The organism is Bacillus sp. MBGLi79, from assembly GCF_002953915.1.
Genome location: NZ_CP026521.1, coordinates 2,665,312 through 2,679,322, shown reverse-complemented (window position 1 = coordinate 2,679,322; position 14,011 = coordinate 2,665,312). Strand labels below are relative to the sequence as shown.

Below are 14,011 nucleotides of genomic sequence, written 5' to 3'. Positions count from 1 at the left end.
AATATTGTTCCCTCGGCAGTCTGGAAACGTATGATACAGGAAAGAAGGCATTTACAATTCCAGCCAGGCAAAATATAATTTTTATATTGTGAGAAAAAGAGCTAACATTCGTTTTGCCAGACGGAGGGAGATCAAATCGTAATGGATATTCGAACAATCACGTCTTCAGATTATGAAATGGTAACGTCTGTAATGAATGAATGGTGGGGCGGCAGACAGCTGAAAGAAAAATTGCCGAGACTATTTTTTGAGCATTTTCAGGACACAAGCTTTCTTGCATCTGAACATAATAGCATGACCGGATTTTTAATCGGGTTTCAATCGCAATCGGATCCTGAAACGGCGTACATTCATTTTTCCGGTGTGCATCCGGATTTCAGAAAAATGCAAATTGGAAAACAATTATACGATGTATTTATTGAAACAGTAAAACAAAGAGGATGCACCCGGGTGAAGTGCGTCACTTCACCAGTGAATAAAGTATCAATCGCATATCACACAAAATTGGGGTTTGATATTGAAAAGGGCACCAAGACGGTAAATGGCATCTCAGTGTTTGCAAACTATGATGGCCCTGGCCAAGACAGGGTACTGTTTGTCAAAAACATATGAGGGGGAAATATGATGGATTTTTTATCAAAAACACCTGAGCCTCCTTACTATGCCGTCATTTTTTCTTCTGTCAAAAGCGAAACTGACACAGGATATGGAGAAACGGCAGAGCGGATGGTATTGCTTGCAGCGGATCAGCCTGGATTTTTAGGCGTGGAAAGCGTTCGTGAAGCGGATGGAAGGGGCATCACAGTTTCCTATTGGGACAGTATGAACGCAATTATCCTTTGGAAGCATCACACTGAACATCAAGCGGCAAAAGAAAAAGGAAAAAGTGTTTGGTACGAGTCGTATGCAGTCCGCGTCTCAAAAGTCGAAAGACAGCGGCTGTTTCAGGAGAACACGAATGATTGAATTTCTTCAGCATAAGGAAGACACAATAGCCCGTGAGATTATAGCCGTACAGATCCCATCTTACATAAAGGAAACAGAGATTATCGGTTTTGACGGCATTCCCGCTTTACAAGAGAAGGTGAAGGATATTCAAGCATCTCATGAACGGTTTGCGGGATATCGGAAAAACGGCAAGCTGATCGGTGTCATTTCATATGAGAAAAACATGCATCATCTCACCATTTGCAGGCTTGTTGTGCATCCTGACGGTTTTAGAAAAGGAATTGGACGAGCACTTCTGCAATTTGTCATTGATCAGAACGAAGACGCTGAGAAAATCGAAGTAGTCACAGCCGAGAAAAATATCCCGGCCGTGTCACTCTATACACAGGCTGGATTCCAAAAAGCAGAAACCGTCAAAGCAGCGCAGGATCTATTGCTGTCGGTCTTTCATTTGTATCCGAAAAGAAAAGTTGAGGTCGTTCCCTACAACGAAAAATGGACGAAAGGTTTCGATGAAGAAAAAGAACGGCTGAAGCGGGTGTTCGGGCCGGAGATGATCGCCGTTCATCATATCGGAAGCACATCGATACCGAACATGGCAGCGAAGCCAATCATTGATATGTTAATTGAAGTCAGAAGCATTGAGGCCGTGAGCCAATTTGATGAACAAATGAAGGCTGTCGGCTATATGCCAAAAGGTGAGAACGGCATAGCGGGCAGGCGTTATTTCCAAAAGGGCGGAAATAAACGAACCCATCATGTCCATCTGTACGAACAGGGAAACCCTGCTATTGAAAGGCATCTGTTATTCAGAGATTATCTCAGAGCTCATCCGAGCATAGCGAAAGAATACGCCGTTCTCAAAAAACGGCTGGCGGCCCAGCATTCCGATAGCATCAAACAATACATGCAAGGGAAAGATGAATGGATCAAGGCTGCAGAAGAAAATGCGAAGCGGTGGAAAAAAGGCAGAAACCATGCGAATGGCAGTGTTGTATGCTACAATAGCGAAAATGATGAAAACGGGGGTTTCACCTTATGAACATACATGTGACAGATGCAGCGAAACAGGCACTGCAGCAGGCGTTCGACGCCAACCCGGGAAAAAAAGCCCAGCTTCGTTATGATGCAGAAGGATGCGGCTGCGCGGTAAGCGGTGTACCGACAATCTGGCTGACAGAAGAATTAACGGGACAGTGCGAGCAGCTGGAAACGAACGGCATTCCGCTGTATATCCAATCGTCGCAAAAAGTGTTTTTTGACGATCAAATGACGATCGATTACAATGAAAAAGCCAAAACATTGGCGCTGAAAAGCCCGGCTGAAATGCTCAGCCCCAGAATGAGCATATTAGTAAAGTAGGAGACGCGAAACGTGGAACAAAAGCTGAAAGCAATGAAGAACACAGCACAAAATAAAACGTGGGTATCCTTCCTGAATCAAAACCATCCCTATACCTTGCTTCACTGGTCAATTGGAGGAGCAGAATCCGTCAAGAAAGATGTTTGGCTATTGCAGGATGAAATGACCTTCGAGACGCAGGAGTTTACAACGATAGACCTTGCGATTGAATGGATCAGAGAACATATGGATGATATTACCGACGTTTTGTGAAATAAAAAAGCGAAAGAGCCGACGAGGCCTTTCGCTTTTTTATTATGTTGAGACCTTCATTTTGTCTAAAAACTCCTGCACCGTTTTTCGGTACGTGTCCCGGTTTTTGGTGTATGACATGGCATGTTCACCGTTCTCGGCGATATACAGCGCTTTCGGTCCGGTTTTCTTTTCGTAAAGCCGCTCGGTTGAAGAAACAGGAATGTAATCATCATCCTGACTGTGAATAAAGAGGACCGGCTTTTCGATTTGATCAATGACAGCAAGCGGAGATACTTCGCGAGCGCGATAGCCGCCCCTCAGCTTCAAAAAGAAGTCGGCGATAGGGAGCAGGGGCCAAGACGGGAGCCTGTATTCCGTTTTCAGCAGATAGGCAAGCTGTTCATCAAAACATGCGAACGGACAATCGGCAATATAAAAATCAGCGCCATCTTCACAGTGTGCGCCAGCGTAAAGCAGAGCGGTCACAGCTCCCATCGATTCACCGTGAATTCCGATCAATCCGCGATGATTTGTTTTGTTTTTGAGCCAGCTGACAACCTCATTGAGATCATCTTTTTCATAAAACCCGTAACTGGTCGTCTTTCCGCCGCTTTGGCCATGCCGGCGGTGATCATAAATAAGTACATTCCAGCCGAGATCAAGAAATAAATGCATATACTTAAGAGAATTCAGCACATTCATCGTTACTCCGTGGCAGATGATGATGGTGTTTTGAGTGTCATGCGGTGCGACATGGTATCCCTTTATGGTATACCCGTAAGCGGATGGAATCTCAAAAGCGGTTTTCTCCATTTGTTCAAATGATTCGAACACATCATGTCCGTCGTCTTTCTCTCTTTTGATAATGTCTTCGTCCGTTTTTTTCTTGATGAATAGAATCATGTTCGAAAAAACAATTCCGATCGCGATGACAGCAGTTAAGAGAGCGCCAATGGCCAAAAGGATTTTCTTCAAAAGACACAGCACCTTTCAACGAAATATATAGGTCATTCGTTTTTAAGATCATTATACCTAAACACTGCTGCGCTGAGAAAGTTATCAGAAGAGAGTTTGCTTGTTCAGCTTATATGCTCCGTGATAAACTGGCTTCAAAACAAAACATGGGGGAAGTCTGCATGAAAAAACAAAAATCCGCTGACAAACACCAGCTAAAAGACGGCCTTCAATCCGATATCAAAGCAAAGCTTATGGAGATGAAGAGCCAATTGAAGGAAGAGGATGAAAAGAGGCAGGAAAGAGAAAAAGCAGAACAGATCAGAAAGAAAAAAGAGATCGAAAAAAATAAAAGTTTTGAACAACTCCTAAATGAAAGCCAAATGGATTGGCATCGATATAAATAAATCGGCCACCTATACAGAGGCTGGTTTCAAGCGTGTCGACAAACACTTGTGTACCTTGTCAAGCCTGTGAGTCGGCAGCTTCCATGCATGTCTTTTCTAACCTGCATGGTTTTCAATCGCGGTCAACAAAATGAAATCAGCACCCTTAAGGGTGCTGATTTTTCTATTAAGAGCGGTGGGCTTCATAAACGTCTTGTTTCGTATGAGATTGAAGCGCTTTGATTTCTTCTTCTGTTAAACGCCGCGCCTTTGCTGCCTGAATGTTTTCCCGTAACTGCTCAACCTTACTGGCGCCTGTAATCACTGAAGCGACAGCTGGCTGTGCTAACAGATACTGCAGCGACTTTTCTGTCATTGAAAGGTCGGGAGCCACTTCCTCCATTGCCTTGCGGGCATTTGTCAGTTCTTCAAATGAATAGGACAAGTACCCGTTTTGTTTCATGCTGTCTGCCGCTTGATCAAGGGGTCTTTCGGTTAAGAGCCCTTTGGCAACAGGGCCTCTGGCGACTACGCTGATTTGATGTTCCTCTAAAAGCGGGAGCCATTCCTCAGGGCGTCTGTCAAACAAGCTGAATTGCATCATGATGCTGACGATGTTTGATTTCTTTACATATTCTTTTATCACATTCGGGCGGATGGAAGAAATGCCATAGTAGCGGATGACACCTTCTTGTTTTAATTCCTCAAACGCCTCGATCGTTTCATCAATGTTATCCTCTATCGTGCCGCCGTGTAGCTGATAAAGGTCGATATAATCAGTTTTCAGCCGTGTAAGGCTCTTTTTTACCGCTTCTTTTATGTAAGCTTTTGAAGGGTCCCAATACCAGCCCTCGCTCCCGTCATCCCAACGGTTTCCCGCTTTTGTTGCCAGAATAATATCCTGGCGTCTGTTTTGGATCGCATCACCGACGATTTCTTCGTTGCGTCCCCGGTCATACAAATCCGCTGTGTCCAAATAGTTGATGCCGAGCTCGATCGCTTCATCCAAAATGGACAATGCTTTGTTTTTTTCAGTTCCAAGAGACATACAGCCGAGTCCGACTTCGCTTATTTCTAAATCAGATGTACCCAGTTTGCGCTTTCTCATGTGCACACTCCTTTTTTTAGGCTTTGTATTGACCGTAATATAAAGGAGCCAAAGTTTCAACTTTTACGGCTCTGACACCCATTCTTTTACATATTGAAATGTGCGTCCATACTCTTTTAACTTTGCCCGAATTTCCCATGCTTTTCCGACTAAGACAACACCTTTTGGCATGCGGTACACTTTCACGAAAAGGCCTCCTTTTCTCTAGTATGATAAAATGTATGGGGCATCATATAGAGACAGAACGGGAGATGAAGAAATGAAATCATTAGAAGAAAAAACAATTGCCAAAGAACAGATCTTTTCAGGTAAAGTTATTGATCTATTTGTCGAGGATGTAGAGCTGCCAAACGGCAAAACGAGTAAACGTGAAATTGTGAAACACCCTGGAGCAGTAGCGGTATTAGCCGTCACAGATGAAGGGAACATTATCTTGGTCAAACAATTCCGTAAGCCGCTTGAGCGGACAATCGTTGAAATTCCAGCCGGAAAGCTTGAAAAAGGTGAGGAGCCGGAGTATACGGCACTTCGGGAACTTGAGGAGGAAACCGGCTATACAGCAAAAAAACTGACAAAAATAACTGCGTTTTATACCTCTCCCGGCTTTGCTGATGAAATCGTTCACGTATTTCTTGCTGAGGAGCTTTCTGTACTCGAAGAAAAACGGGAGCTTGATGAGGACGAGTTTGTTGAAGTGATGGAGGTGACGCTTGAAGATGCGCTAAAGCTGGTTGAATCGCGTGAAGTATATGATGCTAAAACTGCCTATGCGATTCAATATCTTCAACTGAAAGAAGCGCTCCAAGCACAAAAATGAAAAAGATTTACGCGGATTTGCACATTCATATCGGCCGGACCTTTACAGGAAGGGCTGTCAAAATAACAGGCGCCAAAACATTAACGCTGGACCGGATTTTGGTTGAAGCCAGTGAACATAAAGGAATTGAACTCCTCGGTATTATCGACTGTCATTCTCCGGAAGTCATTCTAGAGCTTGAGGAAGGCATTTCATCTGGAAAATATCGCGAGCTTGATGGGGGAGGAATCCGTTATCGCAGTACGACTCTTTTATTGGGGAGCGAGCTGGAGATTTATGATGAAGACTGCAGCGGGCCGATCCATGTGCTTGTATTTATGCCGAAGCTGGCTGATATGAAGCAGTTTTCAAACTGGCTGTCAGCCAGGCTGAAAAATATTCATTTAAGCTCACAGCGGATATATGAAACGGGCTTAAACCTGCAACAAAAAGTCAAGGAAATGGGCGGTCTTTTTATCCCCGCCCATATCTTTACACCGCACAAAAGCTTATATGGAAAAGGGGTTAAATCAAGCTTAACTGAGGTTTTTGATCCGTCAATGATAGATGCGGTGGAGCTTGGATTAAGCTGCGATACAGACATGGCTTCACACATATCTGAATTGAATCCGTATCCTTTTTTAACAAATTCTGATGCGCATTCGTTGGGGAAAATCGGCAGAGAATATAATGAACTATATGTGCAATCAGCTGATTTTACTGAGTTTGCTCTTGCATTAAAAGGGCAAGATGAAAGGAAAATGATCGCAAATTACGGCTTGGACCCGTTATTGGGGAAATATTATCAGACGGCTTGCGAAGCGTGCGGAGAACCTGCAGTGAGCGGGGAAAAATCGTGCGCGAATTGCGGCAATGCCAGATTTACCAAGGGAGTCAGCGAAAGATTGCGTGAATTGAGTGATCAGCCTGAAGTTCGCGTCCCGCGTCCGCGGTATGTACATCAGATCCCCCTGCAATTTGTTCCGGGTGTAGGCCCGAAAACGCTGGACAAGCTAAAAAAAGCCTTCGGAACAGAAATGGCTGTTCTTCATGAGGCTGCAGAAGAAGATTTGGCTCGCGTTGTCCCGCCAAAAACCGCGGCGCTTATTGTAAAAGCGAGATCCGGAAAACTGGAATTGAAAGCCGGAGGAGGAGGAACCTACGGTAAAATTAAACCGTGAGTTAAAGATTAACTCAGTTCCTCCTGTACTTTTCTTTTTGTCCGTATAAAGGTAATCAGCTGGATGATTTCATCTTCACTCAGCGGCTTGCCATCAACAGAAATGGTAAAGTCAAGGCTGCTCCACGTGGCCAATTCAATGGTCTGGGGAGCAGTCTGCTTTTGTTTCTCACGGCCTAAAAGTTCATCGCAGGTTGTGTCAAAGAGGTCAGCAAGCATGGCAAGTGCCTCAAGAGAAGGCCGTCGGTAGCCTGACTCGTAGCCGGCATATGTGCTTTTTGCGATGCCTAGAAGGTCAGCTGTATATTGAAGTGACCAATTTTTCTTTTTTCTCAATTCAGTTAAACGATCTAGATTCATGAACTTCCGCTCCTTTTTCACCTTGAGCTGATTATATCATATAGGTATTAGGAAGTGTACGCGAATTGAATAATAATGTCTTGCGTATTTTATTTTCCGTGTCTATAATTGCATTAAAAGTATGCGAAAAGCGAATACCTTCTCGCAACCCATCTTTAGATACAGTGAAGAGGTGCATGGTATGAAAAAATTATTGATGTTGACAACTGGGGGAACGATTGCTTCAGTTGAAGGGGAAAATGGGCTGGCTCCCGCGGTCAAGGCTGATGAATTACTAAGTTACGTATCAAAACTTGATAACGATTACACGATGGAAACTCAGTCGCTTATGAATATAGACAGCACCAATATGCAGCCTGAATACTGGGTGGAAATAGCCGAAGCCGTTAAGGAAAATTATGATGCCTATGACGGGTTTGTTATTACTCACGGTACAGATACAATGGCCTATACATCTGCCGCACTATCATATATGCTGCAGCATGCCAAAAAGCCAATCGTCATCACCGGCTCGCAGATTCCGATCACGTTCCAAAAAACCGACGCCAAAAAAAATATTACAGATGCCATTCGCTTTGCCTGTGAAGGCGTAGGCGGGGTTTATGTTGTATTTGACGGCAGAGTCATTCAAGGAACGCGTGCGATCAAATTAAGAACGAAAAGCTATGACGCATTTGAAAGCATCAATTACCCATATATCGCTTTTATCAATGAAGACGGGATCGAATACAACAAACAAGTAACGGAACCTGAGAACGACACCTTTGCAGTTGACACTTCACTTTGCACAGATGTATGTCTGCTGAAGCTGCATCCAGGCTTAAAGCCCGAAATGCTTGATGCCCTGAAAAGCATGTACAAAGGGATTGTCATTGAGAGTTATGGCAGCGGAGGGGTGCCGTTTGAAGGCAGAGACATTTTGTCAAAAGTGAATGAGCTGATTGAAAGCGGCATTGTCGTCGTCATTACAACTCAATGTCTGGAAGAAGGCGAAGACATGAGCATTTACGAGGTAGGCCGCAGAGTCAACCAAGACTTAATTATCCGATCAAGAAATATGAACACAGAAGCCATTGTGCCAAAATTGATGTGGGCACTAGGTCAGTCTTCGGATCTTCCTGTCGTCAAGAGAATTATGGAAACGCCGATAGCTGATGACGTTGTCCTGTAAAATGTAAAAACGATAACCAGCAAAGAGAAAGAAGGTTAAAGATTATGTTAAACGGCCAAAAAGAATATCGCGTGGAAAAAGACTTCCTTGGGGAAAAACAAATTGAGGCAGATGTTTATTACGGAATTCAGACGCTCCGTGCTTCTGAAAATTTCCCGATTACGGGATACAAAATCCATGAAGAAATGATTAACGCACTGGCGATTGTAAAAAAAGCCGCGGCTCTTGCCAACATGGACGTGAAACGGCTGTATGAAGGAATTGGCCAAGCTATCGTACAAGCCGCTGATGAGATTCTGGAAGGCAAGTGGCACGATCAGTTTATCGTCGATCCGATTCAGGGCGGTGCCGGAACTTCTATGAACATGAATGCGAATGAGGTTATCGGAAACCGGGCTCTTGAAATCATGGGACATAAAAAGGGAGATTATATCCATTTAAGCCCAAACACACATGTGAATATGTCACAGTCTACAAACGATGTGTTCCCGACTGCGATTCATATTTCCACATTGAATCTCTTGGAAAAACTGCTGAAAACAATGGAAGATATGCATAGTGTGTTTAAGCAAAAAGCACAGGAGTTTGATTCTGTTATTAAAATGGGCCGGACACACCTTCAAGATGCGGTTCCAATTCGTCTTGGGCAAGAATTCGAAGCGTACAGCCGTGTTCTGGAGCGTGATATCAAACGAATCAAACAATCGCGACAGCACCTGTATGAAGTCAACATGGGCGCAACTGCTGTTGGTACAGGGCTAAACGCTGATCCTGAATATATTAAACAGGTAGTAAAGCACCTTGCTGATATCAGCGGTCTTCCTCTCGTCGGCGCTGATCATCTTGTTGATGCAACACAAAATACAGATGCGTATACAGAGGTATCAGCTTCATTAAAAGTCTGCATGATGAACATGTCGAAGATCGCAAACGACCTGCGCTTAATGGCGTCAGGACCGCGCGCGGGCCTTGCGGAAATTTCTCTGCCTGCACGTCAGCCGGGGTCATCCATTATGCCGGGAAAAGTCAATCCGGTTATGGCGGAGCTGATCAACCAAATTGCGTTCCAGGTTATTGGAAACGACAATACAATCTGCCTTGCTTCAGAAGCAGGACAGCTTGAATTAAACGTCATGGAGCCCGTGCTTGTCTTTAATTTGCTTCAATCTATCAGCATCATGAACAACGGCTTCCGCTCGTTCACTGATAATTGCTTAAAAGGCATCGAAGCCAACGAAAAGCGCTTGAAGCAATACGTAGAAAAAAGTGCAGGAGTCATCACTGCAGTCAATCCGCATCTTGGGTATGAAGCGGCAGCTAGAATTGCCCGGGAAGCAATTATGACAGGGCAATCTGTCCGCGATCTTTGCCTGCAGCATGATGTGCTGACAGAAGAAGAATTGGATATCATTTTAAACCCATATGAAATGACAAAACCAGGTATCGCTGGGAAAGAACTATTAGAAAAATAAAATTTGAACAAAAAACAGCTTATTCATCTCGGGATATTCCGATGAATAAGCTGTTTACAACATAGGGATGAGGAAGTATAGTATACGTGTTGCACTATTTATTGAAAGCGTTTTAGCTTTTTACATGAAGGGGGACTTCTTTTGAAGGATGTAAGACTGCCAACACTATTTGAAATTATTATTGTACTAGGATCATTTTTAGCACTTGTCATGTCGTTTACCGTCTTTTTAGACTTGCCGATACAGCTCGCGCTTTTCATTTCCTGGTTTATCGCAATGATTCTCGGAATCAGACTCGGTTATACTTATAAAGATATGCAAAATGCGATCCTGCATGGAATATCAAATGGGCTTGAAGCCGTTCTGATTCTTGTTTCAGTAGGAGCGCTTATTGGAACATGGATCGCTGGTGGAATTGTGCCCACACTGATTTACTATGGTTTAGAATTTATTCACCCTAGCATCTTTTTACTTGCAACGCTTATTATTTGTTCAATTATGTCTGTAGCAACAGGTACGTCATGGGGAACAGTCGGAACTGCCGGCATTGCCATGATCGCAATTGGAGAGGGGTTAGGCATTCCGCTTCCTCTTGTAGCCGGTGCTATCCTTTCAGGCGCTTATTTCGGGGACAAGCTGTCTCCTTTGTCTGACAGTACGGTTCTTGCTTCTTCGCTATCTAAAGTAGATGTGTTAGACCACGTCAGAGCAATGCTCTTTTTATCTGTGCCAGCATATGTGATTACAGCTATTCTCTTTACAATTACTGGTTTTATGTACGGCGGGAAAAATATTGACCTTGATAAAGTTGACTTCTTGAAATCATCTTTGCAAAATACGTTTGACATTCATATTTGGATGCTGATCCCGGCTGTTGTTGTTATTGTCTTATTGGCGATGAAAAAACCATCAATGCCGGTTATCGTGATTGGTGCGTTACTTGGTGCAATCTGGGCTGTTGCTTTCCAAGGCATGAATCCTGCGGACGCTATCGCTACCGCATACAACGGATTCTCCATTAAAACAGATGTTGAATTTTTGAATGGCCTATTAAACCGCGGCGGAATTGTCGGAATGCTCAGTTCCCTTGTCGTGATTATCTTTGGACTTGGTTTTGGCGGACTGCTAGAAAAGCTTGGCGTCTTAAAAGTGATCGTTTCTATGTTTGAAAAGAAGCTGACATCACCGGGCAATGTGACTTTATCTACGCTGATCGTAGCGTTTTTAGCAAACATCTTCGGCTGTGCGATGTATGTATCTCTTATTTTGACTCCGAAAATTATGGAAGACAGCTATGATCGTTTGAATCTCGATAGAAGAGTGTTATCCCGTAACTCAGAGGTCGGGGGTACATTAACTTCAGGTATGGTTCCTTGGTCTGATAACGGGATTTACATGGCGGGAATACTAGGAGTTTCTACCTTCTCATATCTGCCGTTTATGTGGCTCAGTTTTGTAGCAATAGGTCTTGCCATTATCTATGGTTATACAGGAAAATTTATATGGTATACGAAAAACAATACAGTTAAAGCTGAAAAACTAGGCTAATAGGGGAGGATACTGAATGATAGCGAAACACATGATTCGGACACTGATGATCGAAACGCCTTCGGTTCCCGGAAATCTTGGAAGGGTGGCTACGGCAATCGGCCTTCTGGGCGGGGATATTGGTGAAGTGGAGACTGTAAAAGTCGGCCCCAATTACACAATGCGGAATATTACCGTTCAAGTGGAGAATGAAGAACAGCTTCAGGAAGTGATCGCGGCTGTCCAGGCCCTCGGAGAAGGGATCAGACTTCACACCGTATCTGATGAAGTTCTGTCCGCACATGAAGGCGGAAAAATCCAAATGAAAAGCAAAATGCCGATCCGTTCACTTGCAGAGCTGGGGCGTGTCTATACACCAGGTGTTGCAGATGTGTGCCGATTGATTGAAAAAGAACCTGAAAAGGCTTCTATATATACAACGATCAGCAATTCTGTCGCGATTGTAACCGATGGAACCGCTATTTTAGGTCTTGGAAATATCGGCTCTGTCGCAGGCATGCCTGTCATGGAAGGAAAGGCTGCTTTATTTGATCAGCTGGCGGGTATTAGCGGCATTCCGATATTGCTTGATACGAGTGATCCTGAAGAAATCATCAAAACGGTAAAACATATTTCTCCTGGTTTTAGCGGTATCCTTTTAGAGGATATCGGTTCGCCGCATTGCTTTGAAATCGAAGACCGCCTAAAAGAGGAGCTGAACATCCCTGTTATGCACGATGACCAGCATGGTACAGCTGTAGTGACGCTGGCTGCTGCCATCTCGGCATGCAGGAGTGCGGGGGTTGACCTCAAGGAAGCGAAAGTGGGGCAAATCGGCCTGGGCGCAGCAGGCGTCGCCATCTGCCGGATGTTCATGGCCTATGGCGTGAAAGCCGTGTACGGAACAGACAAATCAGAGGCGGCAATGAACCGTCTTGAACAATACGGCGGACATGCAGTTTCCAGTATTGAGGAGCTCATGGAAACATGTGATATTGTCATTGCTACAACTGGAGTTCCGGGGTTAATCAAACCGGCATTTGTACGTTCCGGCCAGGTGATCTTGGCATTATCAAATCCGAAGCCGGAAATTGAGCCGGAGGCCGCACTGCAGGCTGGCGCTGCATATGCAGCTGACGGGCGTTCTGTTAATAATGTACTCGGTTTTCCTGGAATTTTTAGAGGAGCGCTTAACGCAAAGAGCAAGGAAATTAATCATGATATGCTTGTCGCAGCAGCAGAGGCCATCGCAGCCTGCACAAAACAAGGCGATGTGGTCCCTCAGCCGCTTGATTCAAAAGTCCATCATGAGGTAGCAGCAGCTGTCGAGCATGCAGCTCTTACAGCAGTAAAATAAAAGTAGCTAAACAGCACCTTAGCAGGGTGCTGTTTTTTTCTTATCCGTGTTCAATTTTGTTATCATTACTAAATAAGGGAGTGATCACATGGCAAAAAGCCAGGCAAAAAAGAAGCGGGAGCATCGACTGAGAAACGGCGGACGTGACGTCTCATCATCAAGAGGCAGTACACCATCTTTCAGCACACATGAAAGAATGACAAAAAGCAAAAAAGAGATTTTGAATAAACGCAAGCATAAGAATCCTTATGATCATACGGCAGTTGATGATAAGGATTTTTTTTCGTCCAAAAAAACCCCTAGCATTCTTCTCTATCGTTTCTTTTTGAAAAGGGGCATCTTTTTGTGTTTCTTTCATACAATCTATTAAATCAAATCAATAGAGCGGGCGGGAGGAAACGGTATGCGAAAAATCTCTTATAAGGACATGTTTCTCAGGCACGTCAAAGATCATCTCTCTCTTTATATATTTGTTGCAGTGCTGTTTTTCATGGGTGTCATCTTTGGCGCGATCATTGTCAACAGTATGACGATCAGCCAGAAAGAAGATTTATACTACTATTTAAGTCAATTTTTCGGACAGCTTTCGGATGGAAAACAGGCAAGTTCAGCTGATATGTTTGGACAAAGTATCTTTCATAATGCAAAGTATTTAGGCCTGATGTGGATACTGGGGATTTCTGTCATTGGCATGCCGGTTATTTTCATCATGATCTTTCTGAAAGGGATCGTGGTCGGCTTTACTGTCGGGTTCCTTGTCAATCAGATGGGAGTGAGCGGGTTTTTCCTATCATTTGTCTCCGTTTTGCCGCAAAATGTGCTGCTGATTCCGGCGTATCTCATTATGGGTACGTGTGCGATTGCGTTTTCTTTAAAGTTAATCAGGCAGCTGTTCGTGAAACGAAGCCTGCATGACGCGCCGATTCAATGGTTCGGACGGTATGCCTTTGTGCTGCTGGTTATTCTGCTTTTAGCGCTGATTTCGTCTCTCTTTGAAGCATACTTATCTCCTGTATTAATGGAAAAGCTTACATCGAAACTTTTTTAAAATAATTATTAAAAGAAAATCGTTTTATTTATCAGTTTATAATAATTATAGTTGGAACTCTGCGCTTATTTTGTTATAATGAGTCATGGAATGCGGCGTAGGAGGGAA

18 protein-coding genes are annotated in these 14,011 nt (G+C 43.9%); 14 read left to right on the top strand and 4 right to left on the bottom strand.

The window, feature by feature from the left end; all coding sequences use genetic code 11:
• The first annotated feature begins 141 nt into the window (after positions 1-141).
• Genes C1T29_RS13440 through C1T29_RS13420 form a run of 5 tightly spaced genes read left to right on the top strand, consistent with a single transcriptional unit; the run spans position 142 to position 2,562 of the window.
• On the top strand, positions 142-612 hold the full coding sequence (locus tag C1T29_RS13440; RefSeq protein WP_069149823.1) for a GNAT family N-acetyltransferase: 471 nt from the start codon (positions 142-144) through the stop codon (positions 610-612).
• 9 nt (positions 613-621) lie between these two features.
• Positions 622-966 (top strand): antibiotic biosynthesis monooxygenase family protein, encoded by a 345-nt coding sequence (locus C1T29_RS13435; protein ID WP_069149822.1) that lies wholly within the window; start codon positions 622-624, stop codon positions 964-966.
• Positions 959-1,990 (top strand): bifunctional GNAT family N-acetyltransferase/GrpB family protein, encoded by a 1,032-nt coding sequence (locus tag C1T29_RS13430; protein WP_095431486.1) that lies wholly within the window; start codon positions 959-961, stop codon positions 1,988-1,990. The genes C1T29_RS13435 and C1T29_RS13430 overlap by 8 nt, the downstream gene beginning before the upstream one ends.
• Complete coding sequence (locus C1T29_RS13425) at positions 1,987-2,310, top strand: iron-sulfur cluster biosynthesis family protein (protein WP_014664499.1); 324 nt, start codon at positions 1,987-1,989, stop codon at positions 2,308-2,310. Before C1T29_RS13430 ends, C1T29_RS13425 begins: the two co-directional genes overlap by 4 nt.
• Positions 2,311-2,322: 12 nt before the next feature.
• The gene (locus C1T29_RS13420) at positions 2,323-2,562 is read left to right on the top strand and encodes a YqkC family protein (RefSeq protein ID WP_014664498.1); all 240 of its coding nucleotides are present in this window, start codon (positions 2,323-2,325) and stop codon (positions 2,560-2,562) included.
• Between the two features lie 42 nt (positions 2,563-2,604).
• Here C1T29_RS13420 and C1T29_RS13415 read toward each other — a convergent pair whose 3' ends face one another.
• Positions 2,605-3,519, bottom strand: coding sequence for an alpha/beta hydrolase (locus C1T29_RS13415; RefSeq protein ID WP_095431487.1), 915 nt, complete (start codon positions 3,517-3,519; stop codon positions 2,605-2,607).
• A 161-nt stretch (positions 3,520-3,680) separates the two neighbouring features.
• Here C1T29_RS13415 and C1T29_RS13410 point away from each other — a divergent pair, with 161 nt between their 5' ends.
• Positions 3,681-3,905, top strand: a complete 225-nt coding sequence (locus C1T29_RS13410) for a YqkE family protein (protein WP_014664496.1) — start codon at positions 3,681-3,683, stop codon at positions 3,903-3,905.
• Between the two features lie 166 nt (positions 3,906-4,071).
• Here C1T29_RS13410 and C1T29_RS13405 read toward each other — a convergent pair whose 3' ends face one another.
• Positions 4,072-4,992, bottom strand: coding sequence for an aldo/keto reductase (locus C1T29_RS13405; protein ID WP_014664495.1), 921 nt, complete (start codon positions 4,990-4,992; stop codon positions 4,072-4,074).
• A 63-nt stretch (positions 4,993-5,055) separates the two neighbouring features.
• Positions 5,056-5,178, bottom strand: a complete 123-nt coding sequence (gene mciZ / locus C1T29_RS13400; RefSeq protein WP_014664494.1) for a Z-ring formation inhibitor MciZ — start codon at positions 5,176-5,178, stop codon at positions 5,056-5,058.
• Positions 5,179-5,251: 73 nt separating this feature from the next.
• Between mciZ and nudF the strand changes: the two genes are divergently transcribed.
• Positions 5,252-5,809, top strand: coding sequence for an ADP-ribose pyrophosphatase (gene nudF, locus C1T29_RS13395; RefSeq protein WP_014664493.1), 558 nt, complete (start codon positions 5,252-5,254; stop codon positions 5,807-5,809).
• Positions 5,806-6,969 (top strand): TIGR00375 family protein, encoded by a 1,164-nt coding sequence (locus tag C1T29_RS13390; protein ID WP_095431488.1) that lies wholly within the window; start codon positions 5,806-5,808, stop codon positions 6,967-6,969. Before nudF ends, C1T29_RS13390 begins: the two co-directional genes overlap by 4 nt.
• Before the next feature lie 8 nt (positions 6,970-6,977).
• Here the strand turns inward: C1T29_RS13390 and ansR are convergent, their stop codons facing one another.
• Positions 6,978-7,328, bottom strand: a complete 351-nt coding sequence (ansR, locus tag C1T29_RS13385) for an HTH-type transcriptional regulator AnsR (protein ID WP_014664491.1) — start codon at positions 7,326-7,328, stop codon at positions 6,978-6,980.
• Between the two features lie 181 nt (positions 7,329-7,509).
• On the opposite strand from ansR, the gene ansA reads away from it, so the two are divergent.
• The 6 genes from ansA (at position 7,510) to spoIIM (ending at position 13,903) form a co-directional block, all read left to right on the top strand.
• Positions 7,510-8,499 (top strand): asparaginase, encoded by a 990-nt coding sequence (gene ansA / locus C1T29_RS13380; protein ID WP_040082724.1) that lies wholly within the window; start codon positions 7,510-7,512, stop codon positions 8,497-8,499.
• 44 nt (positions 8,500-8,543) lie between these two features.
• Positions 8,544-9,971: an aspartate ammonia-lyase gene (gene aspA / locus C1T29_RS13375; protein WP_014664489.1), complete on the top strand. Its 1,428-nt coding sequence runs from the start codon at positions 8,544-8,546 to the stop codon at positions 9,969-9,971.
• Positions 9,972-10,112: 141 nt separating this feature from the next.
• The gene (mleN, locus tag C1T29_RS13370) at positions 10,113-11,519 is read left to right on the top strand and encodes a malate-H+/Na+-lactate antiporter MleN (RefSeq protein WP_014664488.1); all 1,407 of its coding nucleotides are present in this window, start codon (positions 10,113-10,115) and stop codon (positions 11,517-11,519) included.
• 16 nt (positions 11,520-11,535) lie between these two features.
• Positions 11,536-12,855 (top strand): malic enzyme-like NAD(P)-binding protein, encoded by a 1,320-nt coding sequence (locus C1T29_RS13365; RefSeq protein ID WP_040082725.1) that lies wholly within the window; start codon positions 11,536-11,538, stop codon positions 12,853-12,855.
• Positions 12,856-12,943: 88 nt separating this feature from the next.
• Positions 12,944-13,225 carry a hypothetical protein gene (locus C1T29_RS13360; RefSeq protein ID WP_231516496.1) on the top strand — a complete coding sequence of 94 codons (282 nt, stop codon included), beginning with the start codon at positions 12,944-12,946 and terminating at the stop codon, positions 13,223-13,225.
• A gap of 33 nt (positions 13,226-13,258) precedes the next feature.
• Complete coding sequence (spoIIM, locus tag C1T29_RS13355; protein WP_095431489.1) at positions 13,259-13,903, top strand: stage II sporulation protein M; 645 nt, start codon at positions 13,259-13,261, stop codon at positions 13,901-13,903.
• The last annotated feature ends 108 nt before the right edge of the window (positions 13,904-14,011 follow it).

Bases quoted from the DNA above. Each gene is read 5' to 3' on its own strand.
- C1T29_RS13440 (WP_069149823.1), top strand. From the start codon at position 142: ATGGATATTCGAACAATCACGTCTTCAGATTATGAAATGGTAACGTCT.
- C1T29_RS13435 (WP_069149822.1), top strand. From the start codon at position 622: ATGATGGATTTTTTATCAAAAACACCTGAGCCTCCTTACTATGCCGTC.
- C1T29_RS13430 (WP_095431486.1), top strand. From the start codon at position 959: ATGATTGAATTTCTTCAGCATAAGGAAGACACAATAGCCCGTGAGATT.
- C1T29_RS13425 (WP_014664499.1), top strand. From the start codon at position 1,987: ATGAACATACATGTGACAGATGCAGCGAAACAGGCACTGCAGCAGGCG.
- C1T29_RS13410 (WP_014664496.1), top strand. From the start codon at position 3,681: ATGAAAAAACAAAAATCCGCTGACAAACACCAGCTAAAAGACGGCCTT.
- C1T29_RS13405 (WP_014664495.1), bottom strand. From the start codon at position 4,992: ATGAGAAAGCGCAAACTGGGTACATCTGATTTAGAAATAAGCGAAGTC.
- nudF (WP_014664493.1), top strand. From the start codon at position 5,252: ATGAAATCATTAGAAGAAAAAACAATTGCCAAAGAACAGATCTTTTCA.
- C1T29_RS13390 (WP_095431488.1), top strand. From the start codon at position 5,806: ATGAAAAAGATTTACGCGGATTTGCACATTCATATCGGCCGGACCTTT.
- ansR (WP_014664491.1), bottom strand. From the start codon at position 7,328: ATGAATCTAGATCGTTTAACTGAATTGAGAAAAAAGAAAAATTGGTCA.
- ansA (WP_040082724.1), top strand. From the start codon at position 7,510: ATGAAAAAATTATTGATGTTGACAACTGGGGGAACGATTGCTTCAGTT.
- aspA (WP_014664489.1), top strand. From the start codon at position 8,544: ATGTTAAACGGCCAAAAAGAATATCGCGTGGAAAAAGACTTCCTTGGG.
- C1T29_RS13365 (WP_040082725.1), top strand. From the start codon at position 11,536: ATGATAGCGAAACACATGATTCGGACACTGATGATCGAAACGCCTTCG.
- C1T29_RS13360 (WP_231516496.1), top strand. From the start codon at position 12,944: ATGGCAAAAAGCCAGGCAAAAAAGAAGCGGGAGCATCGACTGAGAAAC.
- spoIIM (WP_095431489.1), top strand. From the start codon at position 13,259: ATGCGAAAAATCTCTTATAAGGACATGTTTCTCAGGCACGTCAAAGAT.